Source organism: Bacillus cereus group sp. BceL220 (assembly GCF_051776965.1).
GTDB classification, from domain to species: domain Bacteria; phylum Bacillota; class Bacilli; order Bacillales; family Bacillaceae_G; genus Bacillus_A; species Bacillus_A cereus.
The window spans coordinates 687,360-712,952 of sequence record NZ_JBPWBC010000001.1 but is presented as its reverse complement, the minus strand read 5'-3'; the positions used below and the strand labels follow the sequence as shown (position 1 = coordinate 712,952).

The window sequence follows — 25,593 nt, the reverse complement described above, 5'->3', positions numbered from 1 at the left end:
AGGCAACAATTATGCCAAGTGCAGATGTCTTAATTATTGGAAGTGGCGTTGCGGCACTTCGTGTTGCAAAAGAGATTTGTCACGAAAAGAATGTGATTATTATCACAAAGGAGACGAAACGTAGTAATAATACACATTTAGCTCAAGGTGGAATTGCCGCAGCGGTAGCTACATATGACAATCCTAATGATCATTTTGAAGATACGTTAGTAGCAGGGTGTCATTATAACAATGAAGAAGTGGTCCGTTATTTAGTCGAGGAAGGACCGAAAGAAATTAATAACCTTATTGAAAGAGGAATGAAATTTGATGGAGATGAAACAGGTCCTCATCTTGGAAAAGAAGGAGCGCATCGAAAACGTCGTATTTTACATGCAGGTGGCGATGCAACAGGAAAGAATTTATTAGAGCATCTTATTCAAGAAGTAGCTCCATACGTTACGGTAGTGGAACAGGAAATGGTGCTCGATTTTATTATAGAAAAAGATAAATGTGTTGGGGTTTTAACTCGCAACAATAAAGGAGAACTGAAACGTTACAATGCAGATTATACGGTGTTAGCTTCAGGCGGTATTGGCGGTTTATACGCCTTTACTTCTAATGATGAGACAATTACAGGTGATGGACTTGCAATGGTGTACCGTGCAGGCGGAGAGCTTGTAGATTTAGAGTTTATACAATTTCATCCGACGATGTTATACGCGGGTGGGCGTTGTTCCGGCCTCGTGTCCGAAGCTGTTCGCGGAGAAGGAGCTGTCCTTATAAATGGCAAAGGGCAGCGTTTTATGATGGATATACATTCCGAACAGGATTTAGCGCCTCGTGATGTAGTCGCAAGGGCTATTCATGAACAGCTACTTGCGGGTGAAAAAGTGTACTTAAACATCGAAATGATTCAAAACTTTGAACAACGCTTTCCGACCGTGTCATCGATATGTAAAACGAATGGAGTCGATATAAATAAAAACCTTATTCCAGTCGTGCCCGGTACTCATTTTCACATGGGTGGCGTGAAAACGAACTGTGATGGAGAGACGTCTATTCCGAACCTATACGCAGTCGGGGAAGTAGCTTGTAATGGGGTTCATGGTGCAAATAGATTAGCGAGTAATTCATTATTAGAAGGTCTTGTGTTTGGAGGAAGAATCGGAAGACACATTTTATCTAGAGAGACAAAAGAAAAGGTGAACATGCTAGCTGAAAAAGAAGCAAAGTTTATCGTTCTGAATCATTTACCGACGAAAGAAGAAATACAAAAATGCATGATGAAATATGTTGGGATTGTGCGAACAGAGCAAAGTTTATCTTATGCGAAGAGATGGCTTAGTAAGTATGGTGTTCGAAATATGATATTACAACATGATGTTCTTACGAATGAAGAGATAACGCTTATTAATATGTTAACAGTTTGTGAGCTTATAGTTGTTTCAGCCCTGCAAAGAGAAGAAAGTATTGGCGGGCATTACCGAAGTGATTATCCAGATAAAAATATAGGAAAGAAAGAAAGAAATTGTTCGAGTAAAGAGAAAACTACAACTTGTGTGATGAGGGGAAGAGGGGCTTTATGAACACGATAAAAGTTAAAGAAGCATTAAATCGATTTTTTTTAGAAGATATAGGAGAAAGAGATGTAACATCTCAGCTTATTTTTCCAGATAACTTACTTTCGAAAGGAACGTTTCTTGCGAAGGATACAGGGGTCTTTGCAGGACGTTTAGTAATTGAATCAGGATTTAAATTAATTGATGAGAGAATTGAAGTAGAGCTTCATAAAAAAGATGGGGATCTTGTAGAAAAAGGCGAAATCATTGCAACTGTGCAAGGGCCAATTGCATCGTTATTAACAGCAGAGCGCGTTATATTAAACGTTATTCAGCGTATGAGCGGAATAGCGACGATGACGCGTAAAGCGGTTCTTGCTTTAGATAGTAGCCATACTCGTATTTGTGATACGCGAAAAACGATGCCAGGACTACGTATGTTTGATAAGTATGCAGTCGTGTGTGGTGGTGGATTTAATCATCGCTTCGGTTTATATGATGGTGTCATGATTAAAGACAATCATATTGCGTTTGCTGGTTCTATTACAAAAGCTGTTACATCAGTGAAAGAAAAGTTAGGACATATGGTGAAAGTAGAAGTAGAAACAGAAACTGAGGAACAGGTGAGAGAGGCTGTTGCTGCTGGTGCGGATATTATTATGTTCGATAATCGTACGCCAGATGAAATCCGGGAGTTTTCAAAAATTGTACCAAGCGCTATTTTTACAGAAGCTTCAGGGGGCATCACAATTGAAGATTTATCGAAATACGGAAAAACAGGGGTAGATTATATTTCACTTGGAGCGTTAACACATTCAGTGAAAGCACTTGATATTAGTTTCAATATTGAAGGGTAAGGAAAGTGGCTTAGAGGGGGAGAAACGTATATGAGTATTTTAGAACAAGTACAGCCAATTGAAACGATGTTACCAGAGCGTTATTACACGATGTCAACGGAAGATATGGAAAAGCGTGTTCGTGAAATTAAAGAGAAGATGGGGAAAATGTTATTCATTCCAGGGCATCATTATCAAAAAGATGAAGTGGTACAATTTTCAGATGCAGCAGGGGATTCACTTCAGCTTGCGCAAGTTGCAGCGAGCAATAAAGACGCAAAATATATTGTATTTTGCGGGGTGCACTTTATGGCGGAAACAGCAGATATGTTAACGACAGATGATCAAGTTGTCATCTTACCAGATATGCGTGCAGGTTGTTCGATGGCGGATATGGCAGATATTGAACAAACAGAAAGAGCGTGGAAAGAGTTAAAGAAATTATTTGGAGATACGATGATTCCGTTAACATATGTGAACTCTACAGCTGCAATTAAAGCGTTTTGTGGTCGTAACGGAGGAGCAACAGTAACTTCTTCTAATGCAAAGCAAATGGTATCTTGGGCGTTTACTCAAAAAGAGCGTCTCGTCTTTTTACCAGACCAACATTTAGGGAGAAATACAGCGTACGATTTAGGTATCCCGTTAGATAAAATGGCAGTATGGGACCCACACACAGATTCATTAGAGTACGATGGGGATATAGAAGAAATTCAAGTGATTTTATGGAAAGGGCATTGTTCTGTTCATCAAAATTTTACAGTGAAGAACATTGAGAGCGTACGAAAAAATCATCCTGATATGAATATTATTGTACATCCAGAATGTTGCTATGAAGTTGTAGCTGCTTCAGATTATGCAGGCTCAACGAAATATATTATTGATATGATTGAATCGGCGCCATCTGGTAGCAAATGGGCGATTGGTACAGAAATGAATTTAGTGAACCGAATTATTCAGCAACATCCAGATAAAGAAATTGTTTCACTTAATCCATTTATGTGTCCATGCTTAACGATGAACCGAATTGATTTGCCTCACTTATTATGGGTACTTGAAACGATAGAAAGAGGAGAAGAAATTAACGTTATTAGCGTAGATAAACAAGTAACGGCAGAAGCGGTTCTTGCATTAAATCGTATGTTAGAGCGTGTGTAAAGCAACGGTATTCCCGTTGCTTTTTTTCATACATATAATCATAACAAGAACAAAATGGGCATACATTGTTTTGAAGAAATCATTGTGGTTCTTTATGCTTATTCCACTTCGAATGATATTGAAAATCGAAGAAGTGATAAAAGTGAAAAGAAGTTAATGTTATTTAGAAAGAGTTACTTCATGAGATTTGTTACTTATAGATAAGTTATACAGGAGGGGGAAAATTTGAAAATTCATATCGTGCAAAAAGGGGATACCCTTTGGAAAATTGCGAAAAAGTACGGAGTGGATTTTGATACGTTGAAAAAAACAAATACACAACTTAGTAATCCAGATTTAATCATGCCAGGTATGAAAATTAAAGTGCCATCCAAGAGTGTTCACATGAAACAACAGGCTGGAGCAGGTTCAGCGCCTCCAAAGCAATACGTAAAAGAAGTGCAACAAAAAGAATTTGCAGCAACACCAACTCCACTTGGAATAGAAGATGAAGAAGAAGTTACGTATCAATCAGAACCAATTACACAGCAGCCAGCTATGCAACAAACACAAAAAGAAGTGCAAGTAAAACCGCAGAAGGAAATGCAGGTAAAGCCGCAAAAAGAAGTACAGGTGAAACCGCAAAAAGAGGTGCAAAAAGAACAGCCAATTCAAAAAGAAAAACCAGTTGAAAAACCGTCTGTTATTCAAAAACCACCTGTAATAGAAAAACAAAAATCGGCGGAAAAAGAAAACACGAAGTTTTCGGTAAATGTATTACCGCAACCGCCACAACCACCAATAAAACCGAAAAAAGAATATAAAATTTCGGATGTAATAAAAAAAGGCAGCGAGTTAATTGCTCCTCAAATTAGTAAAATGAAACCTAACAATATCATTTCTCCGCAAACGAAAAAAAATAATATAGTATCGCCGCAAGTGAAGAAAGAGAATGTAGGGAATATAATATCGCCACAAGTGAAGAAAGAAAATGTAGGAAATATAGTATCGCCGCAAGTGAAGAAAGAAAATGTAGGAAATATAGTATCGCCGCAAGTGAAGAAAGAAAATGTAGGAAATATAGTATCGCCGCAAGTGAAGAAAGAAAATGTAGGGAATATAGTGTCACCGCAAGTGAAAAAAGAAAATGTAGGGAATATAGTGTCACCGCAAGTGAAAAAAGAAAATGTAGGGAATATAGTGTCACCGCAAGTGAAGAAAGAAAATGTAGGGAATATAATATCGCCGCAAGTGAAGAAAGAAAACGTAGGGAATATAGTATCGCCAAATGTATCGAAAGAAAATGTAGTTATTCCACAAGTCATACCGCCAAATATTCAAATGCCAAACATTCAAATGCCAATTATGGATAACAACCAGCCGCCGAATATAATGCCAATTATGGATAACAACCAGCCACCGAATATAATGCCAATTATGGATAACAATCAAATGCCGAATATAATGCCGATAATGGATAACAATCAAATGCCGAATATGATGCCGATAATGGATAACAATCAAATGCCGAATATGATGCCGATAATGGATAACAATCAAATGCCGAATATGATGCCGATAATGGATAACAACCAACCACCGAATATGATGCCAATTATGGATAACAATCAAATGCCGAATATGATGCCAATTATGGATAACAATCAAATGCCGAATATGATGCCAATTATGGATAACAATCAACCACCGAATATGATGCCATATCAAATGCCGTATCAACAGCCCATGATGCCGCCGAATCCGTATTATCAACAACCAAATCCATATCAAATGCCATATCAGCAAGGAGCGCCGTTTGGACCACAATATACGTCTATGCCAAATCCGAATATGATGCCAATGGATAATAATATGCCGCCGCTTGTGCAGGGTGAGGAAGATTGTGGATGCGGAGGAGAAAGTAGACTATATAGTCCACAACCAGGTGGTCCGCAATATGCGAATCCTTTATATTATCAACCAACTCAGTCTGCATATGCACCACAGCCAGGAACGATGTATTATCAACCAGATCCACCAAATGTATTTGGAGAGCCCGTTTCAGAAGAAGAGGACGAAGAAGTTTAAAAAGGCGGGAGTATTCCCGCCTTTTTTGCATTCGTGTTAATTAAGAAAATGCAGTTTTTTTATGAAGTGCTAGAAAATTCCCAGTGAAATATTAACAGTGTAAAAACCTTCTCTGTTACTCATCATAAGAGGGAGCTTTTCAGTAGAGAAGCTCATTCTAACAGAGGGGGTTTTTGTATTGAATACGAAAGTAAAAGTGATTGCTGCTTCTTTGTTAGTTACCAGTGCATTAGCTGCATGTGGTACACCGAAAGATAACAATGCAATGGATGGACGTAACTACAATTACGAACGTACATCTTATAATGATACACACCAGTATCGTGATAATGTGACACGTAATGATCGTTATACAGATTATGTAACATATAGAAATGGTCGTAACGATACAGGATACAATTATTATCGAGATGTAAATTACAATGGACAAATTGCTAATCCGCATCCAACTCGTAATATTACAATGAACAATTCATACATTAACAATGATGGTAAAACAGCTGAAAGAATAACAAATCGTGTGAAACGTATGAATAACGTAGACCGTGTGTCTACAGTTGTATATGGAAACGATGTAGCGATTGCGGTAAAACCACGTAACACAGTGACAAATGAAACGGCGATGGCGAACGAAATTCGTCAAGCGGTTTCAAATGAAGTTGGAAACAGAAACGTATATGTTTCTGTAAGAAATGATATGTTTACTCGTGTCGATGCAATGAGTACGCGTCTACGTAACGGTACAGTTACAAACGATTTTAATCGTGACATAGTGAATATGTTCCGAGACATTCGTTACGGTTTAACTGGTACAGTGCGATAACAAAACAAAAGAGGAAGGGTGAGCCCTTCCTCTTTATTCATCGTTGTCTTGTAAACGACGTTTTTTAATAAAATAACTAACGGAGTAAGAAACTAAAAAGCATATGAAAAGAATACTACCTGTTAAAATAGCTTCAAACAGTGGTCTTTCTGGACTGAAAATAATATAAATAATAGCCATAACGATTCCTACAATAAGGGAGCGGAAGACAAGTTTATAATAAGGAGTTAACTTTATTTCCTTTTCACTTTCTTCTACATCGATTGAAACACTTAACTGTAAATAACTAAGGACGATACTTGTAAGAATAAATAATAGCCATAATGGAGATCTCGTAATTTGATCCATTCCTTCAGTGAATCCGATATAGCCTAAAATGCCAATTATACCAAGCGATTGAAAAAGAAAGGTAATACGTATGTTTTTTAATGTTTTCAGAATGAGACGTTCATCCTTTATTTTTTTCACAATATCCATCTCCTGTTTATTATGATTTCGCTGTTATATTAATTGTAACATATATGTTACTTTTATCAATTTATAATTTGCATATTATTCAGTTGGATAAAAGAGGGAATAAAATATTTTTATAAACATGTTGCACTTATAATTTATTAATGTTATATTAACAAAGCGATGAGCTAATTTACGTAAGACGAGAGATATGCTTAAGTGCTAAACACGCGAATGTGGTCGCCTGGTCTCTCGCCGTAAACGCATCAAGACGCCTGCTTTGCAGGCGTCTTTCATTTTATATAAAAGTAAATGATACATGCAGATGAGGTAAACCCTTATCTGCATTTTTTATTTTTCGAAAGAAATGTAATATGGATAAAACCACCATTTCCGGAAAAACTACTAATGAAAGTATGATCTTGCCTAAAAGAGGTGAACGGAAATGAAATGGATACTGATTGCGATGCAAGCTTTCGTTATGATGTTTTGTTTCGTTTATGAAACGAATGTGAAGGCGGAAGGGCCAGTACCAGAAGTAACGGAAAAAGAACCTGAGGTTACAATTTTATTAGAGCGTATGTATGTTGATGGAGAAGTAAGTGAGGAAATACTTACAGAAAAAGTAGCGGATTTAGAAAAGTTTTTACAGCAATATAAAGAATGGCAACTTGTTGATCGTGATGATGTACAAATCGTATTACAAAAGAAAGTTGATGATATTTCTCCGTTATTGAAAACGAGCGGATATTTTGGTGTTTCAGAGGAAGGGATATTACAAATTTTCAAAGGTGTGCCAAAAAGTGATAATGCGATCCATTCTTTCTTTCAAATTGATATGAAAAAGCTTGAGAGTTATGAGCGTGCGAAATTGAAGCGTGGTATTCGGATTAAATCAAAAGAAGGTTTTGTAAAGACGATTGAAAAAATGAAACAATACGCAGTGCAAAATAAGAAAAAAAGCAGCTCATGGTGAGCTGCTTTTTCTTACTTATTTTTAGCTAAAATTTCTTTTGCGATTTCATCAATTAGCATATCTTTTCCAATTGGATTGAATGCTTTCGTATTGAAGACTTCATTTGATACTTCATATACGTGATTATTTTTAACTGCTTTATTGTCTTTCCAAACGGCACTGTTTTTGTAGTCTTCGTACACTTTATCAGCTTCGCCGCCGAAGTTTACAATAAACATTTGATCAGGCTGGAATGCAACTAGACCTTCTAGTGATACTTGCGCCATCGTTTGTTTTAAATCTGTACCTTTTGTTGCAGGAAGTTTTAAGTCGTTAAAGATGATGTCACCGTATCCGAAGCTGCCGTATACACGGAAGTTTTGAGGTGTAACTGCAACGAACATAAAGTTCTCATCTTTTGTTTTCTCTTTAATTTTTTTAGATAAAGAGTCTGCTTTCTTATCGTAGTCTGCAATCCATTTGTCTGCTTTCTTCTCTTCCTCAAATAGCTTACCTACTTCTTTAAACTTACCACGCCAGTCTTCTAAGTTTGTTTCTAGAACAACTGTAGGTGCAACCTTTTCTAGTTGATCATAAATTTTTAATTGACGGTTGTTTAAAATTATTAAGTCTGGTTTTAAAGCAGTAACAGCTTCTAAATCAACTTTAGGTGCCCAGTACCAACCAACTGCTTTTACTCCATCTAATTTGTCTGTTAAGTGATTTTGGATTTTATCTTTATATGTATTTGCTGTACCAACAGGTTTGTGTCCAAGAAGTAATAGTTCTTCTGTTGATCCAGATAAGTCAACAATTCTCTTTGGATTTACTGGAATTGTAGCTTCACCTTTAGCATGTTTTACAACTTTTGTTTTCGGTTGTTCTTTTGCTTTTGATTCTTCTTTTTGAGAAGAACAGCCAACGATAGAAAGAACAACAAGCATAATAGTAAATAAAATAAATAGCTTACGTTTCATCCTAATGTAACCCCTTTAATTAGTATTGATAATCATTATCGACCTCTGTATATTAAGGTGCTTTAACCTTTCTGTCAATGGAAAATAACAGAAGTTTCAAGTGGAGAACATTTGTTGGGGCAGTCTCGCTTTTCTATCATTAAATATGTTAAAATGGAATACATGATTTAAGAGGGAGAGATCGTATTTTGTTTGAATATGTTACAGGTTACGTGGAGTATGTAGGGCCGGAATATGTCGTAATTGACCATAATGGAATTGGTTATCAAATTTTCACACCGAATCCGTATGTATTTCAAAGAAGTAAGCAAGAAATCCGTGTCTATACATATCATTATGTGAGAGAAGATATTATGGCACTTTACGGGTTTAAAACACGTGAAGAGCGTTTATTATTTACAAAGTTGTTAGGCGTGTCTGGCATTGGGCCAAAAGGCGCTCTTGCAATTTTAGCTTCTGGTCAAACAGGACAGGTCGTTCAAGCGATTGAGCATGAAGATGAGAAGTTTTTAGTGAAATTCCCAGGCGTCGGAAAGAAAACAGCACGCCAAATGATTTTAGATTTAAAAGGAAAACTAGCAGATGTCGTACCAGATGCATTTGTGGATTTATTCTCAGACACAGAACGTTTTGATGAGAAGAAAGGTTCATCAGCTGAGCTTGATGAGGCACTGGAAGCTCTGCGCGCACTTGGATACGCAGAACGCGAAGTTTCTCGCGTTGTACCAGAGTTATTAAAAGAATCATTAACGACGGATCAGTATATTAAAAAGGCACTTAGTCTTTTACTAAATGGTAAGAGGTGAGTATAATGGACGAACGTCTCCTTTCAGGGGAATCTGCATATGAAGATGCGGATTTAGAATATTCATTACGGCCACAGACGCTCCGTCAGTATATTGGCCAAGATAAAGCGAAACATAATTTAGAAGTATTTATTGAAGCAGCGAAAATGCGTGAAGAAACGTTAGATCACGTGCTTTTATATGGACCGCCAGGTCTTGGTAAAACGACGCTTGCGAATATTATTGCAAATGAGATGGGCGTTAATGTTAGAACAACTTCAGGTCCCGCGATTGAAAGACCAGGAGATTTAGCTGCTGTATTAACAGCGCTTCAGCCAGGGGATGTATTATTTATTGATGAAATTCATCGTTTGCATAGATCAATTGAAGAAGTATTGTATCCTGCGATGGAAGACTTTTGCCTTGATATCGTAATTGGAAAAGGGCCTTCAGCACGTTCTGTACGCCTAGATTTACCGCCATTTACATTAGTTGGAGCAACGACACGCGCCGGAGCATTATCGGCACCGCTTCGTGACCGCTTCGGTGTACTTTCAAGGTTAGAGTACTACACAGTAGATCAGCTTTCTGCGATTGTTGAACGTACAGCAGAAGTGTTTGAAGTTGAAATCGATTCGTTAGCTGCATTAGAAATTGCAAGACGTGCTCGTGGTACACCTCGTATTGCGAATCGTCTTTTAAGACGTGTACGTGATTTCGCGCAAGTTCGTGGTAACGGAACGGTTACGATGGAAATTACGCAAATGGCATTAGAGCTACTGCAAGTAGATAAATTAGGTCTAGATCATATTGATCATAAATTACTGCTTGGTATTATTGAGAAATTCCGTGGTGGTCCAGTTGGATTAGAAACGGTTTCAGCAACAATTGGAGAAGAATCTCATACGATTGAAGATGTGTATGAGCCGTATTTATTACAAATTGGCTTTTTACAACGAACGCCAAGGGGCCGAATTGTAACGCCGCTTGCGTATGAACATTTCGGAATGGAGATGCCAAAAGTATGATGGAGATGCCCAAAATGCTTATTACAGCGGGAATCTTACTCATCGTTGTTGGATTAGCTTGGAAGTTCATTGGCAGGCTTCCAGGCGATATTTTTGTGAAAAAAGGAAACGTTACCTTTTATTTTCCTATCATTACATGTATTGTGTTAAGTATTGTACTATCTTTTATTATGTATATAATAAATCGATTTAAATAAGAAATAGGTGGATATAGCTATGGATATAAATCTGTTTGATTTTCATTTACCAGAAGAACTTATTGCACAAGTCCCGTTAGAAGATCGTGAAACATCAAGATTAATGGTGTTAGACCGTGAAACAGGTGATATTGAGCATAAACATTTTACGGACATTCTTTCTTACTTACATGAGGGGGATTGCTTAGTTTTAAATGAAACGAAAGTTATGCCTGCTCGTTTGCACGGTGTGAAAGAAGATACAGGCGCGCACATTGAAGTACTTCTTTTAAAACAAGAAGAAGGCGATAAGTGGGAAACGCTTGTAAAGCCAGCGAAACGTGTAAAAGAAGGAACTGTTATCTCTTTTGGCGAAGGGAAATTAAAAGCAACTTGCACAGGAACTGCAGATCAAGGTGGACGTCAGCTTGAATTTTCATATGACGGCATCTTCTATGAAATTTTAGATGAACTTGGGGAAATGCCACTTCCTCCATATATTAAAGAGACGCTAGAAGATCGCGATCGCTATCAAACAGTATATGCGAAAGAAATCGGTTCAGCAGCAGCGCCGACTGCGGGACTTCACTTTACAGAAGAGTTACTTGAGAAGTTAAAGCAAAAAGGCGTTCAGTTGGCATTCATTACACTTCACGTAGGGCTTGGAACATTTAGACCAGTTTCTGCAGACACGATTGAAGAACACCATATGCACGCAGAATATTACCATATGTCTGAAGAGACAGCGGCATTATTAAATCGTGTAAAAGAGAATGGTGGACGTATTATTACTGTAGGTACGACATCAACTCGTACGTTAGAAACAATTGCAACAGATCATGACGGTAAGCTTTGCGCCGCTTCTGGATGGACAGATATTTTCATGTATCCGGGATATGAATTTAAAGCAATTGATGGTTTAATTACAAACTTCCACTTGCCGAAATCAACATTAATCATGCTTGTAAGTGCATTTGCAAATAGAGATAATGTACTTCATGCTTATAATGAAGCAGTAAAAGAAAAATATCGTTTCTTTAGCTTCGGTGATGCAATGTTCGTTGCATCTCACGCTAAAATGAGAAACAAATAAAAGGAGTAAGTTATGACAGCAATTCGTTATGAATTTATTAAGACATGTAAACAAACGGGTGCCCGTTTAGGTCGTGTGCATACACCACACGGTTCATTTGATACACCAACATTTATGCCAGTTGGTACACTTGCGACAGTTAAGACAATGTCACCGGAAGAATTAAAAGCAATGGATTCTGGCATTATTTTAAGTAATACGTATCATTTATGGCTACGTCCAGGTCATGAAATTATTCGTGAAGCAGGCGGCTTGCATAAATTTATGAACTGGGATCGTGCAATCTTAACAGACTCTGGTGGTTTCCAAGTATTCAGTTTAAGTGACTTCCGTCGTATTGAAGAGGAAGGCGTTCACTTCCGTAATCACTTAAATGGAGATAAATTATTCTTATCACCAGAAAAAGCGATGGAAATCCAAAATGCATTAGGTTCAGATATTATGATGGCATTTGATGAGTGTCCGCCATTCCCGGCTACTTTTGAATATATGAAGAAATCTGTAGAGCGTACGAGCCGCTGGGCAGAACGTTGCTTAAAAGCGCATGAACGTCCGCAAGATCAAGGTTTATTCGGTATTGTACAGGGCGGGGAGTACGAAGAGCTTCGTCGTCAAAGTGCGAAAGACCTTGTTTCAATGGACTTCCCTGGTTACGCTGTAGGTGGTTTATCTGTTGGTGAACCGAAAGATATTATGAACCGTGTACTTGAGTTTACAACACCACTTCTTCCAGATAATAAGCCTCGTTACTTAATGGGTGTAGGTTCTCCTGACTCATTAATCGATGGTGCAATTCGTGGTATTGATATGTTTGACTGCGTACTTCCAACTCGTATCGCTCGAAATGGTACATGTATGACAAGTGAAGGTCGACTCGTTGTAAAAAATGCGAAATTCGCAAGAGACTTCGGTCCGCTTGATCCAAACTGTGATTGCTACACATGTAAAAACTACTCACGTGCGTATATTCGTCACTTAATGAAATGTGATGAAACGTTCGGAATTCGTTTAACGTCTTATCACAACCTTCATTTTCTGTTAAACTTAATGGAGCAGGTGAGACAAGCTATTCGTGAAGACCGTCTTGGCGATTTCCGCGAAGAGTTCTTTGAACAGTATGGCTTTAATAAACCGAATGCTAAAAACTTCTAATACATAATTTAAAAGGAGGAACAAAAGATGAATGCAGGTATGATGAATATCGTTATGATCGTTGCGATGTTTGCGATTTTCTATTTCTTATTAATTCGCCCGCAACAAAAACGTCAAAAAGCAGTTGCTCAAATGCAAAGTGAGTTAGCAAAAGGTGATGCTATCGTAACAATCGGTGGTTTACACGGTACAATCGAATCAGTAGATGAGACGAAAATCGTTATTAAATCTGGTGGTTCACACTTAACTTTCGATCGCAATGCGATTCGTGAAGTTGTGAAAAACTAATGTGGAAGGCCCTGCATGAAATGTGCAGGGCCTTTTTTTAGTTACTTTGCTTTGACATATTTACACCGAAAATACCACCGAGTGTACTCGCCCCCATTAATGCTAATTGATAAAGTAATTGTGAGTTCGATAAGGTTTGAGAAAAGCCTAAATAGTTAACTAGAAAGACGAGTATAGTGAATGTGAGCCCTGTTGTGAAACCTACTAGCCAACCTTTTCCTTGAGCCTTTTTGCCGGCAGTAAATCCAGACATAAGCATAGATAAAAGAGCGAGTATAAAAATAGTAACGGTTAATGTCCCTTCATTTATATTTGTAAACTTTAATAAAAGAGCCATAATCATACTAGTAATAGATGCGAGAATTAGTAGTGTAACAATACCGAAGCCAATTGCAGTTGATAATTTTTTCGTTCCATCCATTTATGCATTCCCCCTTTTTAATACAAGCATATTTTCCTTTTGCCCAAGTTAGACTAGTTTCTTTTTTATAGGGGAGTCTATACGTAAAAAAGGAGATGTAGAAATGGAATGGATATCAATAATTGGACGGACAATGCTTTTGTATATCATCATCTTAATTATTTTTCGTCTTATGGGTAAACGTGAGATAGGAGAGCTAAGTGTATTAGATTTAGTCGTATTTATTATGCTTGGAGAAATGGCCGTAGTGGCAATTGAAAATACCGATAAATCACTTTGGCATCAATTAGTTCCGATGACTTTTCTTATGTGCATCCAAATTATTTTGTCAGTCATTTCCCTAAAGTATCAACGCTTTCGGCATTTAATAGAAGGTGAGCCAGCTATTCTTGTAAACGCGGGGAAGATTGATGAAAAGAAGATGAGAAAGCAACGGTATAATATAGATGATTTAATGATGCAATTAAGGGAACAAGGAGTTGGAGATATTCGGGATGTAGAATATGCTATTTTGGAACCGTCTGGGAAGTTATCTGTCTTTCAAAAACAAAAAAATAAACAAGATACATTACAGTTTACGCTTCCTCTTATTATTGATGGAGAAATTCAATCTAGTCATTTACAAATGATTGAGCATACAGATGAATGGCTTATTGAGAAATTAAAAAACTTAGGTTATAACGATGTAACACAAATTTTATACTGTAGTTTTCAAAACGGACAATTTTTTGTTGATGTAAAAGAAAATTAGAGATTTATCCTTTGAAAGAGTAAGAATGATTGGTTTAACTAATAATCAGTGGAGATTACCCCACTGATTAAAGTTTCATCTTATTTCAAAAATGAAAGTTTACGAATGATAGGGAGACGACTTAACTCTTCTTTTCGAATGAGTTTGAAAGTGAAGAGAAGTACGATATAAACAATTGTTGTTAAAGTGATTTCCCATAATGTTTGTATGCCAAGGGAATGAGAGAAAATAATATATTTATGGAGATAAAAACCGAAGGCGCCTGCGATACCGATGGCAAGTCCGCCGAAAATATAGTCTTTTGCGTAAATGGTAAATGTAATCTTTTTTAAAACAGTAGCGTAGTGAAGAAATGTTACTGTTACAATATTTGCAGCGATAGCAAGTGCAACCCCCATCATTTGAAATTCTGGCCTTGATGCTAGTACAAAAATAACGATTAATTTCACGATGGCACCAATAAATGTATTCATCATTGCAGCCCTTGCTAAGTTTAAAGCTTGCAAAACAGAGGTAAGTGGACTTTGGAAATAATGAAATAAAAAGCAAGGCGCAAGAAGTTGAATGAATGCTGTTGCGCTGTCTGATCCGTACATAAGAGTTAAAACAGGAGAAGCGAATACGTATAATATAACGACAGACCATCCGCCGGTAATTAATGAAATTCGAAGTGCTTGTTGTAAACGGTGCTCCACTAATTTATGTTGTCTTTTTGCCATTGCTTCACTAATAGAAGGGACGAGCGCTGTAGAAAGAGCGTATGTAATAAAGGCGGGTAGTGATAGAAGCGGGAATGCATAACCGTTTAATATACCGTATTGCTGGGTTGCAACAGAAGCAGCGACACCAGCGATTGCTAAGCTTTGCATAACGACAATAGGTTCAAAAAAATATGAAACGGAGCCGATTAAACGACTTCCTGTAGTTGGAAGGGCAATATCCATCAGAGAATAAAATGTCCCTTTGCTTTCCTTTACAGTAGTGAAAAATCCAGAGCGTATTGATAAATGTTTTTCTCGCTGAAATAACGTGAGTAAAAATAATAAGGATGCAACTTCACCGAGAACAGCTGATAACATAGCGCCGGCTGCAGCATATTCTATGCCGTAAGGTAAAAATAATTGAATGCATATAGCGATAATGGTAATGCGGACAACTTGTTCTAGAACTTGCGCATAAGCGCTAGGTTTCATGTTTTGTTTCCCTTGAAAGTAACCACGCAAAACAGAAGAAACAGCAATAACCGGGACAACGGGCAAAATGGCCATTAATGGATAGTACGTTCTTTCGTCGGTTAATAATGTTTTTGCTAAAATAGGCGTGAGGAACATAATTCCGATTGTTAAAATGATACTAATAACGGATGTAACAGCTAGTGATACGGTTAATATTTTTTTAACTCTTTGTTTATCGTTTACAGCTTCCGCTTCTGCTACAAACTTTGCGATGGCGACAGGAAGACCAATTTGTGTCAATGTAATTGCTAAAATGAATGTAGGAACGGCCATCATATAAAGACCAACGCCTTCTTCTCCTAAAATACGTGCCATTACTATGCGGTTGATAAAGCCAAGTATTTTTGTAATAAAGCCGGCTATCATTAAAATAAATGCGCCTTTTAAAAAGCTTTGTCTCGTCATGTTCTTCTCCTACCTTCTCAAAATCAATGGAATGATTTACAATAATTTATATGCACGTATGAGACAAGAATGACAAGCATTTAAGAGAGTGAAGTATGATAGTGCTCTTGAAAGTAGTTATTGCTGTCCATTAGAGCGGGATTAAAGCGACTTTTTCGTGCTGAAATAAGAAGGAGATGTTATAAATGTTAGATAGAGAGGCTTTGGTAGAATCATACCGCGGACAGTTACAAGTCGTTTTAGAAAGTAAAGTAGAAGAGTTTCAAATGTTCGGTTACGACCGAGTGACAGATGATGACATTTGGAAGTTTCTTAAAGTGAAAAAGTGGAAGAAGATAGACAGCGATGTTAGATTGTATGAATTAGTTAATGACGTATTAACAGTAAGTACTAATGAATATATGACATATTTAACTGTTGAAGCTTATCAAGCACCGCTTTGGTCATTTGATGAGTACGAAAATAAATAACCGACTGCAATTGGTTTGTTCTTCCTTTTGCAGTATAATGATATGTATTGATAAAGAGGAAATAATTGTGTCTAAGATTATATATAAAGGAGGTAGTGAAGAGGAAAATAAATGATGAAAGTGTAGGGAGTGTAAAAGCTTACCTATACAGCTAGTGATGAGCTAGCAAAAATTATAGAAAGGAAGTCTACTAACTAGGCGTATGCACACGTATAGCAGTGAATCGTAAAAGATTTATTGAAAGTGTTAGTAGCAGAAAGAGGGTACATATGGCAAAGCGTGGTACGAGAATTGCCGCCTTTTTCCTCATCGTCTTATTAATCGGTGGAGTAATTGGTGCGGCAGGAAAAGACATAGCAAAAGGAATTAGTCTAGGACTAGACCTTCGCGGTGGTTTTGAAATTCTGTATGAAGTAAAACCAGCCAAAAAAGGTGATAAAATCGATCGAGATGTACTTGTAAGTACAGTAGGTGCTCTTGAAAATCGTGTCAATGTTCTCGGTGTAAGTGAGCCGAACATTCAAATCGAAGGGCAAGATCGAATTCGTGTACAGCTTGCTGGTGTACAAGATCAGCAAAAAGCACGTGAAATGTTATCAACACAAGCGAAATTAACATTCCGTGATGTGGATGATAACCTTCTTATGGATGGAACGGATTTAAAAGGCGGCGGAGCGAAGCAAACATTTGATGAGCAAGGCCGTGCGAGCGTAGGTCTTACACTAAAAAGCGCTGAAAAATTCCGTGCAGTAACTGAAAAAATTTCTAAAATGCCACCACCAACGAATTTAATGGTAATTTGGCTTGATTTTGAAGAAGGAAAAGATTCGTATAAAGCAGAATCTGCAAAACCGAATCCAAAGTTCTTATCAGCAGCAACAGTAAACCAAGTATTTAACCAAGCTGAAGTATCTATCGTAGGTGGAAACTTCACAGTTGAAAGTGCGAAACAACTTTCATCTTTATTAAATGCAGGTGCACTGCCTGTTGATTTAAAAGAAATGTATTCAACATCTGTTGGAGCGAAATTTGGTCAACAAGCATTAGACCAAACAATTTTCGCTAGTGCGATTGGTATCGCTCTTATTTTCTTATTTATGCTTGTGTATTACCGTTTACCAGGACTTGTAGCGGTTATTATGTTAGGTCTATACATTTTTGTTACATTACTTGTCTTTAACTGGATGCATGCGGTTCTGACATTACCAGGTATTGCCGCATTAGTGCTCGGGGTAGGTATCGCAGTTGATGCGAATATTATTACGTACGAGAGACTGAAAGAAGAGCTGAAAATTGGTAAGTCCATGATGTCAGCATTCCGAGCTGGTAACCATCGTTCATTAGCAACAATTTTAGATGCGAACGTTACGACTCTTGCAGCTGCAGGTGTGTTATTTGTATATGGTACAAGCTCAGTACAAGGGTTTGCAACAAGTTTAATCGTAAGTATTTTAGTCGGTTTCATTACGAACGTATTCGGTACTCGTTTCTTACTAGGTTTACTTGTAAAGAGCCGTTACTTCGATAAAAAACCAGGATATTTTGGTGTGAAACAAAAGGATATTATTCCGTTAACAAAAGGTGTAGTACATCCACCAACGAAATTTGATCGTATTAACTTCGTGAATATCGGTCATAAATTCCTTATCTTCTCAATTGTAGTTGTAATTGCAGGTGCAATTATCCTGCCAATTTTCAAATTGAATCTTGGTATTGACTTTGCAAGTGGTACACGTATGGACTTGCAATCAAAACAAGCACTTACTGTAGCTGATGTTCATAAAGATTTTAAAGAGTTGAACATTGATGTGAAGGAAGAAAATATTGTACCGACTGGGGATGACAATAAAGGTTTCGCAGTTCGTACATTAGGTGTTTTATCAAAAGATGAAATTGCGAAAACAAAAACATTCTTCCATGATAAATATGGTACGGATCCAAACATAAGTACAGTTTCACCGACAATCGGTAAAGAAATTGCACGAAATGCATTTATCGCTGTACTGATTGCTTCTGCAGTTATCATTTTATACGTAAGTATTCGATTCCGATTTACGTATGCGTTATCTGCAGTACTTGCATTATTACATGACGCATTCGTTATGGTTGTTATGTTTAGTATTTTCCAATTAGAGGTAGACTTAACGTTTATCGCTGCAGTACTAACAATCATCGGTTATTCTATTAATGACTCGATTGTTACATTTGATAGAAACCGTGAATTATACAAACAGAAAAAACGAGTGCGCGATATAAAAGACCTAGAGGAAATTGTAAATGCAAGTATTCGCCAAACGCTTGGTCGTTCGATTAACACCGTATTAACAGTGTTACTCCCAGTAATTGCACTACTTATCTTCGGTAGTGAGTCACTACGTAACTTCTCGTTTGCGTTACTTGTTGGATTAATAGTAGGTACGTACTCTTCTGTTTTCGTTGCCTCTCAAATTTGGTTAATGCTTGAAAACCGTCGTTTGAAAAAGGGGAAAAACAAGAAGAAGGTTGAGAAAGTAGAATCTGAACCGCAAGTATAGAAAAGATGATGCCTTATTATGAGGCATCTCTTTTTTCGTTTGTGGATACAATAAGATAGCAACTTTTTGATGGGAAGAAGATGGAAGAAAGTGGTGGTGTTATCGCTGTTTTTGTTAAAATAAAAAGATAGGTTAAGAAAAGAAGGGATTTTAATTATGGAAAAAGATGAACGTTTTAAACAGGCCGAGTTTGGTGCTATTGTCGGGATCGTTGGTAATATTATATTAGCAATTGTAAAGGCGGTAATTGGTTATATTGGGAACAGTAAAGCACTGCTAGCAGATGCGGTGCATTCTGCATCAGATGTAATTGGTTCGCTAGCTGTACTTTTTGGATTGCGAGCGGCAAAGCAGCCACCTGATGAAGATCATCCGTATGGTCATGGTAAAGCGGAATCGATTTCAGCGATTATTGTTGCGGTATTATTATTTATTGTGGGACTTGAAATCGCGATTTCATCTATAAAAGCTTTTTCGCAAGAACTAGAACCGCCGAAAGGAATTACGATTTTTGCTGTTGTTCTTTCAATCGTCGTGAAAGAAGGAATGTTTCAATATAAATTCCGATTAGGGAAAAGGGTAAATAGTGATGCAATTATTGCAAATGCATATGAGCACCGTTCGGATGTATTTTCTTCAATTGCAGCTTTAATCGGTATTTGTGCAGCTATACTCGGTGGTAAGCTTGGTATAGACTGGCTTGTATATGCTGATCCGATTGCAGGATTAGTTGTTTCGCTTCTTGTTGTAAAAATGGCATGGAGCATTGGAGCGGAAGCAATTCATGCAACGCTTGACCATGTTCTTCATGAGGAGGATGTTATTCCGCTTAGAGAAGCAGTCCTTCAAGTAGATGGTGTGAAAAAAATTGGTTCTTTATATGCACGGGAGCATGGTCATTATGTTATTGTCGATATTAAAGTGTCTGTAGATCCATACATTACTGTAGAAGAAGGACACCGTATTGGAAAACATGTGAAAGAAATACTTATGAAACAAGATAATGTACAAAATGTATTCGTACATATAAATCCGTATTCTCCAAATTAAACATCATTAACATTTTAGTATATAGATATTGCATCGTAGTTTGCATTATATTGTCACCCCTTAATCTGTCTTGTATAATGAACAGGTTAAGGGGTGATTTCGTGTTACAACCGAAGACGCGTTGGAAAGAAAAAGAATATAATGACGAACGAGTGAGTGAATTAGCAAGTAAATTACAGTTATCGCCACTTGTCGTTTCATTATTCCTCGGTAGAGGACTAGATACAGAAGATAAGATTTTAGATTTTTTAAATACGGAAAATCAAGAATTTCATGATCCATTTTTATTAGAAGGAATGGATAGAACGGTAGAACGTGTAAATAAGGCGATTCAAAATGGAGAACAAATATTAATATTTGGTGATTACGATGCAGACGGAGTAAGTAGTACAACTGTGTTATATCTTGCTCTTCAAGAATTAGGTGCAGAAGTAGAATTTTATATTCCAAATCGTTTTACAGAAGGGTATGGGCCGAACGAAGAAGCGTTTCGTTGGGCGCATAGCGCAGGGTTCTCACTGATTATTACTGTCGACACTGGCATCGCAGCAGTACATGAAGCGAATGTAGCGAAAGAGCTTGGAATAGATCTAATTATTACAGATCACCATGAGCCACCGCCAGAATTGCCAGAAGCACTTGCGATTATACATCCGAAATTAGATGGCGGTGTATATCCGTTTCACTATTTAGCTGGTGTAGGTGTTGCGTTTAAAGTTGCGCATGCACTATTAGGCCGTGTACCAGAACATTTATTAGAGATTGCAGTAATCGGTACAGTAGCTGATTTAGTGTCACTTCATGGTGAAAATAGGTTGCTAGTGAAACGCGGTTTAAAACATATGCGTATGACGAAAAATATTGGTTTAAAGGCATTGTTTAAAGTTGCTAACGTTTCGCAAAGTGAAATTACAGAAGAGAGTATTGGCTTCTCAATTGCACCGCGTATTAATGCGGTCGGGCGTTTAGAAGATGCAACGCCGGCTGTACACCTTTTATTATCAGATGATCCTGAGGAAGCGAAAGAGTTGGCCGAAGAAATTGATGAGCTGAACAAACTGCGAAAAGATATTGTAAAGCAAATTACAGAAGAGGCTATCGCTGAAGTTGAAAATAACTTTCCGCCAGAAGAAAACAAAGTGTTAGTACTTGCAAAAGAAGGTTGGAATCCGGGTGTAATTGGGATTGTCGCTTCTAAATTAGTTGAACGTTTTTATCGTCCGACTATTGTATTATGCATTGATCCTATAAAAGAAACAGCAAAAGGCTCAGCGCGTAGTATTGCAGGATTTGATTTGTTTGCAAATTTATCAGATTGTAGAGAGTTATTGCCACACTTTGGAGGGCATCCGATGGCAGCGGGAATGACGCTACATATGAATGATGTAGATGAATTACGTCGCCGCTTAAATGAACAAGCAGATGCAATTTTAACAGAAGAAGATTTTATTCCAATTACAGCAGTTGATGTTTTTTGTAAAGTAGAGGATGTAACACTAGCGGCAATTGAAGATATGCAAAAACTAGCCCCGTTTGGTGTTGGAAATCCGAAACCACGTATTGCAGTGAAAGATGCAGAGTTAGAAAGTATTCGCGCGATCGGATCAGATGGCTCTCATTTAAAAATGGCTCTTCGTGATGGACAAGCAACACTGGATACAATTGGATTTGGTTTTGGTGCATATGCGAAAGAAATCTCTCCAGTTGCAAAAGTATCTGTAATAGGAGAAGCATCCATCAATGAATGGAATAATTTTAAGAAGCCACAATTAATGGTACAAGATATTGCTGTAGAGGCGTGGCAATTATTTGATTGGCGTAGTATGCGTAATGCAGAAGCAAATTTAGCAGAACTTCCGAAAGAAAAAATAACAATGGTGTATTTTTCTGAAGAGGTATTGAATAAATTTTCTTTAGAGAGCTATAAAGAAAAGCTCATGCATGCTTCAGAAGTAACGCATTTAGATGATCAATATATCGTGTTACTTGATTTACCAAAAGGAACAGATGAATTAAGTGAGCTATTTAAAGTAGGATTCCCAGCGCGAATTTATACGCTATTTTATCAAGAGAATAACCACTTATTTAGTACAGTTCCGACGAGAGAACACTTTAAATGGTACTATTCTTTCTTAAGCCAAAAAACACCATTTTCTTTAAGACAATATGGAGAACAACTATGTCGTCATAAAGGTTGGTCAAAAGATACAGTAAATTTCATGACACAGGTGTTTTTTGAGTTAGAATTTGTTACAATAAAAGATGGCGTCATTTTTATGGCAGACAAAAAACAAAAGCGTGATTTAATTGAATCGAACACATATCGTGAGAAAATGAACCACTTACAATTAGAAAAAGAATTGGTTTATAGCACATATCAGCAACTATATACATGGTTTGAAACGATTCGTAATCATAAAGAAGTAGAACAGTTAGGGTAAAGGATTTGTATTTACAAACCTTTTAGATCTGAGGAGGATTCAGAAATATGGATTTCAAGCAACATATCGCAATTGTACCGGATTATCCGAAAGAAGGTATTGTGTTTAAAGACATTACACCTTTAATGAATGACGGTAAAGCATACAAAGCAGCAACAGATGCAATCGTTGAATACGCAAAAGAAAGAGATATCGATGTTGTAGTAGGACCAGAAGCTCGTGGTTTCATTATCGGTTGCCCAGTTTCTTATGCGTTAGAAGTAGGATTTGCACCAGTTCGTAAATTAGGAAAATTACCACGTGAAGTAATTACTGTTGACTACGGTAAAGAATATGGTAAAGATGTTTTAACAATCCATAAAGATGCAATTAAGCCAGGTCAACGCGTATTAATTACAGATGATCTATTAGCTACAGGTGGAACAATCGAAGCGACAATTAAGTTAGTTGAAGAGCTAGGCGGAGTTGTAGCAGGGATTGCATTCTTAGTAGAGCTTACTTACTTAGATGGTCGTAAAATGTTAGATGGTTACGATGTATTAGTATTAGAAAAATACTAATCACTATATAGGTAAAACTACGGTGATAAAAAGTACCCGTGAATCTCTTGGAGAGGAGCGGGTACTTTTGTATAATTGAACAAAAAATCATGGTGAAATGTCAGTAAAATCTTTTCCTTTTCACAATTCACAATCATTGGGTTATAATGATAGAATATAATTTATTCTATTAAATAAAGATAAAGTCAATTTTCAATAAAAGGTGATTCGATGGCAAATGAGCAGGTACTAACAGCTGAACAGGTACTCGAGAAAGCAAGTCAATATTTAGCGGATGAAGATATTGAGCTAGTGGCACGTGCTTATGAATATGCACGTGATGCGCATAGCGAACAATATAGAAAATCGGGTGAACCGTATATTATTCATCCGATTCAAGTTGCAGGTATTTTAGTTGATTTACACATGGATCCAGCTACGGTATCAGCAGGTTTCTTACATGATGTAGTGGAAGATACAGAGATTACGTTAGAAGATATTGAACGGGAATTTAACAAAGAAATTGCTATGCTTGTTGATGGTGTTACAAAGCTTGGGAAGATTAAATATAAATCTCACGAACAACAACAAGCCGAAAACCATCGCAAAATGTTTATTGCAATGGCTCAAGACATTCGAGTTATTTTAATTAAATTAGCTGATCGTCTTCATAACATGCGTACATTGAAACATTTGCCTCAAGAGAAGCAGCGTCGCATTGCGAATGAAACGTTAGAAATCTTTGCACCTTTAGCACATAGACTCGGAATTAGTACTATTAAATGGGAGCTAGAGGATACGTCACTTCGCTATTTAAATCCCCAACAATATTATCGTATTGTAAATTTAATGAAGCGTAAACGTGCAGAACGTGAAGAATACTTAGACGAAGTAATGACTGGTATTCGTGAGAAATTAAAAGAAGTTGCAATTCAACCTGAGATTTCTGGAAGACCGAAACATATTTACAGTATTTATCGTAAAATGGCACTGCAAAATAAGCAGTTCAATGAAATTTACGATTTATTAGCTGTACGTGTCGTTGTAAATAGTATTAAAGATTGTTATGCGGTGCTTGGAATTATTCATACGTGCTGGAAGCCGATGCCAGGTCGTTTTAAAGATTATATTGCAATGCCAAAAGCAAATCTATATCAATCTCTTCATACGACTGTAATTGGACCAAAAGGTGATCCACTTGAAGTGCAAATTCGTACGAAAGAAATGCACGAAATTGCAGAATTCGGGATCGCGGCACACTGGGCGTACAAAGAAGGAAAAACAGCAGAAACAACAGGTACATTAGAGAAGAAACTCACATGGTTCCGTCAAATACTAGAATGGCAAAATGAAGCTTCTAATGCAGAAGAATTTATGGAGTCATTAAAAATTGATTTATTTTCTGACATGGTATTCGTCTTTACACCGAAAGGCGATGTAATGGAATTACCACTTGGATCGGTTCCGATTGATTTCGCGTATCGTGTCCATTCGGAAATTGGGAATAAAACAATTGGTGCAAAAGTAAACGGTAAAATGGTGACGTTGGATTATAAATTAAAAACAGGCGACATCATTGAAATTTTAACGTCGAAACATTCGTATGGCCCAAGTCAAGATTGGGTAAAACTTGCTCAAACATCTCATGCAAAAAATAAAATTCGTCAATTCTTTAAGAAACAACGTAGAGACGAAAATATTGAAAAAGGCCGTGAACTTGTTGAAAAGGAAGTACGTGGTCTAGAGTATGAGATGAAAGAAGTATTAGCGCCTGATAACTTAAAACGCGTCGCTGAGAAATTTAACTTTGCAAATGAAGAAGATATGTTTGCAGCAGTTGGATATAGCGGAATTACAGCTTCGCAAATTGTTACGCGACTAACGGACAAGTTCCGCAAACAACGCGAAGAAGAAGAAATTGTTGAAGTTAAAGAAGTTCGTAAACCGATGAAAATTCGAAAATGGGATTCTGGTGTAAAGGTAAGCGGTGCTGATAATTTATTAATCCGTTTATCGAAATGCTGTAACCCAGTTCCAGGCGATGATATCGTTGGATATATTACGAAAGGCCGAGGTGTATCGATTCACCGCCGTGATTGTGTAAACGTTCATACAGAAGAAGCTGTAGAACGTTTATTAGAAGTAGAGTGGGAAGGTAGCCCTGAAAAAGAAATTGAGTATAACGTTGATATTGAAATTTCGGGTTACGATCGCCGTGGTTTATTAAATGAAGTACTGCAAGCTGTTACAGAGACGAAAACGTACATTTCAGCTGTTTCTGGTAGAAGTGACCGTAATAAAATGGCAACAATTAATATGTCAATCTCGATTCGTAACTTACAACACTTGAAAAAAGTAGTAGAACGCATTAAACGCGTTCCAGAAATTTATGCAGTACGACGCATGATGCATTAA

General features: G+C 37.2%; 21 protein-coding genes and 2 pseudogenes. 19 read left to right on the top strand and 4 right to left on the bottom strand.

The window, feature by feature from the left end; all coding sequences use genetic code 11:
* Window positions 1-11 precede the first annotated feature (11 nt).
* The 5 genes and pseudogenes from nadB (at window position 12) to ACS2FK_RS03775 (ending at window position 6,425) form a co-directional block, all read left to right on the top strand.
* Window positions 12-1,545: pseudogene (gene nadB, locus ACS2FK_RS03795) on the top strand (L-aspartate oxidase).
* Between the two features lie 19 nt (window positions 1,546-1,564).
* Window positions 1,565-2,398: a carboxylating nicotinate-nucleotide diphosphorylase gene (gene nadC, locus ACS2FK_RS03790; RefSeq protein WP_001092228.1), complete on the top strand. Its 834-nt coding sequence runs from the start codon at window positions 1,565-1,567 to the stop codon at window positions 2,396-2,398.
* A gap of 30 nt (window positions 2,399-2,428) precedes the next feature.
* Window positions 2,429-3,535 carry a quinolinate synthase NadA gene (gene nadA, locus ACS2FK_RS03785; protein WP_000025335.1) on the top strand — a complete coding sequence of 369 codons (1,107 nt, stop codon included), beginning with the start codon at window positions 2,429-2,431 and terminating at the stop codon, window positions 3,533-3,535.
* 225 nt (window positions 3,536-3,760) lie between these two features.
* Window positions 3,761-3,917 (top strand): annotated as a pseudogene (gene safA, locus ACS2FK_RS03780) (SafA/ExsA family spore coat assembly protein); the annotation flags it as partial.
* A 1,863-nt stretch (window positions 3,918-5,780) separates the two neighbouring features.
* Entirely contained in the window at window positions 5,781-6,425 is a 645-nt protein-coding gene (locus ACS2FK_RS03775) for a YhcN/YlaJ family sporulation lipoprotein (RefSeq protein ID WP_001093537.1), read from the top strand.
* A 33-nt stretch (window positions 6,426-6,458) separates the two neighbouring features.
* On the opposite strand, the gene ACS2FK_RS03770 is transcribed toward ACS2FK_RS03775, so the two are convergent.
* Window positions 6,459-6,893, bottom strand: coding sequence for a hypothetical protein (locus ACS2FK_RS03770; protein WP_063548680.1), 435 nt, complete (start codon window positions 6,891-6,893; stop codon window positions 6,459-6,461).
* 430 nt (window positions 6,894-7,323) lie between these two features.
* Here ACS2FK_RS03770 and ACS2FK_RS03765 point away from each other — a divergent pair, with 430 nt between their 5' ends.
* Entirely contained in the window at window positions 7,324-7,854 is a 531-nt protein-coding gene (locus ACS2FK_RS03765) for a BofC C-terminal domain-containing protein (RefSeq protein ID WP_000871172.1), read from the top strand.
* Window positions 7,855-7,865: 11 nt separating this feature from the next.
* Here the strand turns inward: ACS2FK_RS03765 and ACS2FK_RS03760 are convergent, their stop codons facing one another.
* Window positions 7,866-8,810 carry an iron-hydroxamate ABC transporter substrate-binding protein gene (locus ACS2FK_RS03760; RefSeq protein WP_063548678.1) on the bottom strand — a complete coding sequence of 315 codons (945 nt, stop codon included), beginning with the start codon at window positions 8,808-8,810 and terminating at the stop codon, window positions 7,866-7,868.
* Between the two features lie 188 nt (window positions 8,811-8,998).
* On the opposite strand from ACS2FK_RS03760, the gene ruvA reads away from it, so the two are divergent.
* The 6 genes from ruvA to yajC are packed head-to-tail and all read left to right on the top strand — an operon-like array spanning window position 8,999 to window position 13,332.
* Entirely contained in the window at window positions 8,999-9,616 is a 618-nt protein-coding gene (gene ruvA / locus ACS2FK_RS03755; RefSeq protein WP_000464511.1) for a Holliday junction DNA helicase RuvA, read from the top strand.
* Between the two features lie 5 nt (window positions 9,617-9,621).
* The gene (ruvB, locus tag ACS2FK_RS03750) at window positions 9,622-10,623 is read left to right on the top strand and encodes a Holliday junction branch migration DNA helicase RuvB (RefSeq protein WP_000344450.1); all 1,002 of its coding nucleotides are present in this window, start codon (window positions 9,622-9,624) and stop codon (window positions 10,621-10,623) included.
* Window positions 10,620-10,820, top strand: coding sequence for a DUF2905 domain-containing protein (locus ACS2FK_RS03745; RefSeq protein ID WP_000970410.1), 201 nt, complete (start codon window positions 10,620-10,622; stop codon window positions 10,818-10,820). Before ruvB ends, ACS2FK_RS03745 begins: the two co-directional genes overlap by 4 nt.
* Before the next feature lie 19 nt (window positions 10,821-10,839).
* Window positions 10,840-11,892, top strand: coding sequence for a tRNA preQ1(34) S-adenosylmethionine ribosyltransferase-isomerase QueA (queA, locus tag ACS2FK_RS03740; RefSeq protein ID WP_000354014.1), 1,053 nt, complete (start codon window positions 10,840-10,842; stop codon window positions 11,890-11,892).
* 12 nt (window positions 11,893-11,904) lie between these two features.
* Entirely contained in the window at window positions 11,905-13,044 is a 1,140-nt protein-coding gene (gene tgt, locus ACS2FK_RS03735) for a tRNA guanosine(34) transglycosylase Tgt (RefSeq protein ID WP_000125365.1), read from the top strand.
* A gap of 27 nt (window positions 13,045-13,071) precedes the next feature.
* On the top strand, window positions 13,072-13,332 hold the full coding sequence (gene yajC, locus ACS2FK_RS03730; protein WP_000991115.1) for a preprotein translocase subunit YajC: 261 nt from the start codon (window positions 13,072-13,074) through the stop codon (window positions 13,330-13,332).
* 37 nt (window positions 13,333-13,369) lie between these two features.
* Here the strand turns inward: yajC and ACS2FK_RS03725 are convergent, their stop codons facing one another.
* Window positions 13,370-13,753: a TIGR04086 family membrane protein gene (locus ACS2FK_RS03725; RefSeq protein ID WP_000349148.1), complete on the bottom strand. Its 384-nt coding sequence runs from the start codon at window positions 13,751-13,753 to the stop codon at window positions 13,370-13,372.
* A gap of 103 nt (window positions 13,754-13,856) precedes the next feature.
* On the opposite strand from ACS2FK_RS03725, the gene ACS2FK_RS03720 reads away from it, so the two are divergent.
* Window positions 13,857-14,504 (top strand): DUF421 domain-containing protein, encoded by a 648-nt coding sequence (locus ACS2FK_RS03720; RefSeq protein WP_000454821.1) that lies wholly within the window; start codon window positions 13,857-13,859, stop codon window positions 14,502-14,504.
* 80 nt (window positions 14,505-14,584) lie between these two features.
* Here the strand turns inward: ACS2FK_RS03720 and spoVB are convergent, their stop codons facing one another.
* Window positions 14,585-16,144, bottom strand: a complete 1,560-nt coding sequence (gene spoVB / locus ACS2FK_RS03715) for a stage V sporulation protein B (RefSeq protein WP_000198301.1) — start codon at window positions 16,142-16,144, stop codon at window positions 14,585-14,587.
* Window positions 16,145-16,329: 185 nt separating this feature from the next.
* Between spoVB and ACS2FK_RS03710 the strand changes: the two genes are divergently transcribed.
* The 6 genes from ACS2FK_RS03710 (at window position 16,330) to relA (ending at window position 25,593) form a co-directional block, all read left to right on the top strand.
* Window positions 16,330-16,614, top strand: coding sequence for a post-transcriptional regulator (locus ACS2FK_RS03710; RefSeq protein ID WP_000886979.1), 285 nt, complete (start codon window positions 16,330-16,332; stop codon window positions 16,612-16,614).
* A gap of 269 nt (window positions 16,615-16,883) precedes the next feature.
* Entirely contained in the window at window positions 16,884-19,148 is a 2,265-nt protein-coding gene (gene secDF / locus ACS2FK_RS03705; RefSeq protein WP_063548676.1) for a protein translocase subunit SecDF, read from the top strand.
* 156 nt (window positions 19,149-19,304) lie between these two features.
* Window positions 19,305-20,198 (top strand): cation diffusion facilitator family transporter, encoded by an 894-nt coding sequence (locus ACS2FK_RS03700; protein WP_000409746.1) that lies wholly within the window; start codon window positions 19,305-19,307, stop codon window positions 20,196-20,198.
* A 101-nt stretch (window positions 20,199-20,299) separates the two neighbouring features.
* The gene (gene recJ / locus ACS2FK_RS03695; protein ID WP_000941225.1) at window positions 20,300-22,639 is read left to right on the top strand and encodes a single-stranded-DNA-specific exonuclease RecJ; all 2,340 of its coding nucleotides are present in this window, start codon (window positions 20,300-20,302) and stop codon (window positions 22,637-22,639) included.
* A 47-nt stretch (window positions 22,640-22,686) separates the two neighbouring features.
* Window positions 22,687-23,199 (top strand): adenine phosphoribosyltransferase, encoded by a 513-nt coding sequence (locus ACS2FK_RS03690; RefSeq protein ID WP_000346215.1) that lies wholly within the window; start codon window positions 22,687-22,689, stop codon window positions 23,197-23,199.
* Between the two features lie 210 nt (window positions 23,200-23,409).
* A complete protein-coding gene (gene relA, locus ACS2FK_RS03685; RefSeq protein WP_001262795.1) occupies window positions 23,410-25,593 on the top strand; it encodes a GTP diphosphokinase in 2,184 nt (727 codons plus the stop codon).

Coding starts and splice junctions, on each gene's coding strand:
- nadC (WP_001092228.1), top strand. CDS start 1,565: ATGAACACGATAAAAGTTAAAGAAGCATTAAATCGATTTTTTTTAGAA.
- nadA (WP_000025335.1), top strand. CDS start 2,429: ATGAGTATTTTAGAACAAGTACAGCCAATTGAAACGATGTTACCAGAG.
- ACS2FK_RS03765 (WP_000871172.1), top strand. CDS start 7,324: ATGAAATGGATACTGATTGCGATGCAAGCTTTCGTTATGATGTTTTGT.
- ACS2FK_RS03760 (WP_063548678.1), bottom strand. CDS start 8,810: ATGAAACGTAAGCTATTTATTTTATTTACTATTATGCTTGTTGTTCTT.
- ruvB (WP_000344450.1), top strand. CDS start 9,622: ATGGACGAACGTCTCCTTTCAGGGGAATCTGCATATGAAGATGCGGAT.
- ACS2FK_RS03745 (WP_000970410.1), top strand. CDS start 10,620: ATGATGGAGATGCCCAAAATGCTTATTACAGCGGGAATCTTACTCATC.
- queA (WP_000354014.1), top strand. CDS start 10,840: ATGGATATAAATCTGTTTGATTTTCATTTACCAGAAGAACTTATTGCA.
- tgt (WP_000125365.1), top strand. CDS start 11,905: ATGACAGCAATTCGTTATGAATTTATTAAGACATGTAAACAAACGGGT.
- yajC (WP_000991115.1), top strand. CDS start 13,072: ATGAATGCAGGTATGATGAATATCGTTATGATCGTTGCGATGTTTGCG.
- ACS2FK_RS03725 (WP_000349148.1), bottom strand. CDS start 13,753: ATGGATGGAACGAAAAAATTATCAACTGCAATTGGCTTCGGTATTGTT.
- ACS2FK_RS03720 (WP_000454821.1), top strand. CDS start 13,857: ATGGAATGGATATCAATAATTGGACGGACAATGCTTTTGTATATCATC.
- spoVB (WP_000198301.1), bottom strand. CDS start 16,144: ATGACGAGACAAAGCTTTTTAAAAGGCGCATTTATTTTAATGATAGCC.
- ACS2FK_RS03710 (WP_000886979.1), top strand. CDS start 16,330: ATGTTAGATAGAGAGGCTTTGGTAGAATCATACCGCGGACAGTTACAA.
- secDF (WP_063548676.1), top strand. CDS start 16,884: ATGGCAAAGCGTGGTACGAGAATTGCCGCCTTTTTCCTCATCGTCTTA.
- ACS2FK_RS03700 (WP_000409746.1), top strand. CDS start 19,305: ATGGAAAAAGATGAACGTTTTAAACAGGCCGAGTTTGGTGCTATTGTC.
- ACS2FK_RS03690 (WP_000346215.1), top strand. CDS start 22,687: ATGGATTTCAAGCAACATATCGCAATTGTACCGGATTATCCGAAAGAA.
- relA (WP_001262795.1), top strand. CDS start 23,410: ATGGCAAATGAGCAGGTACTAACAGCTGAACAGGTACTCGAGAAAGCA.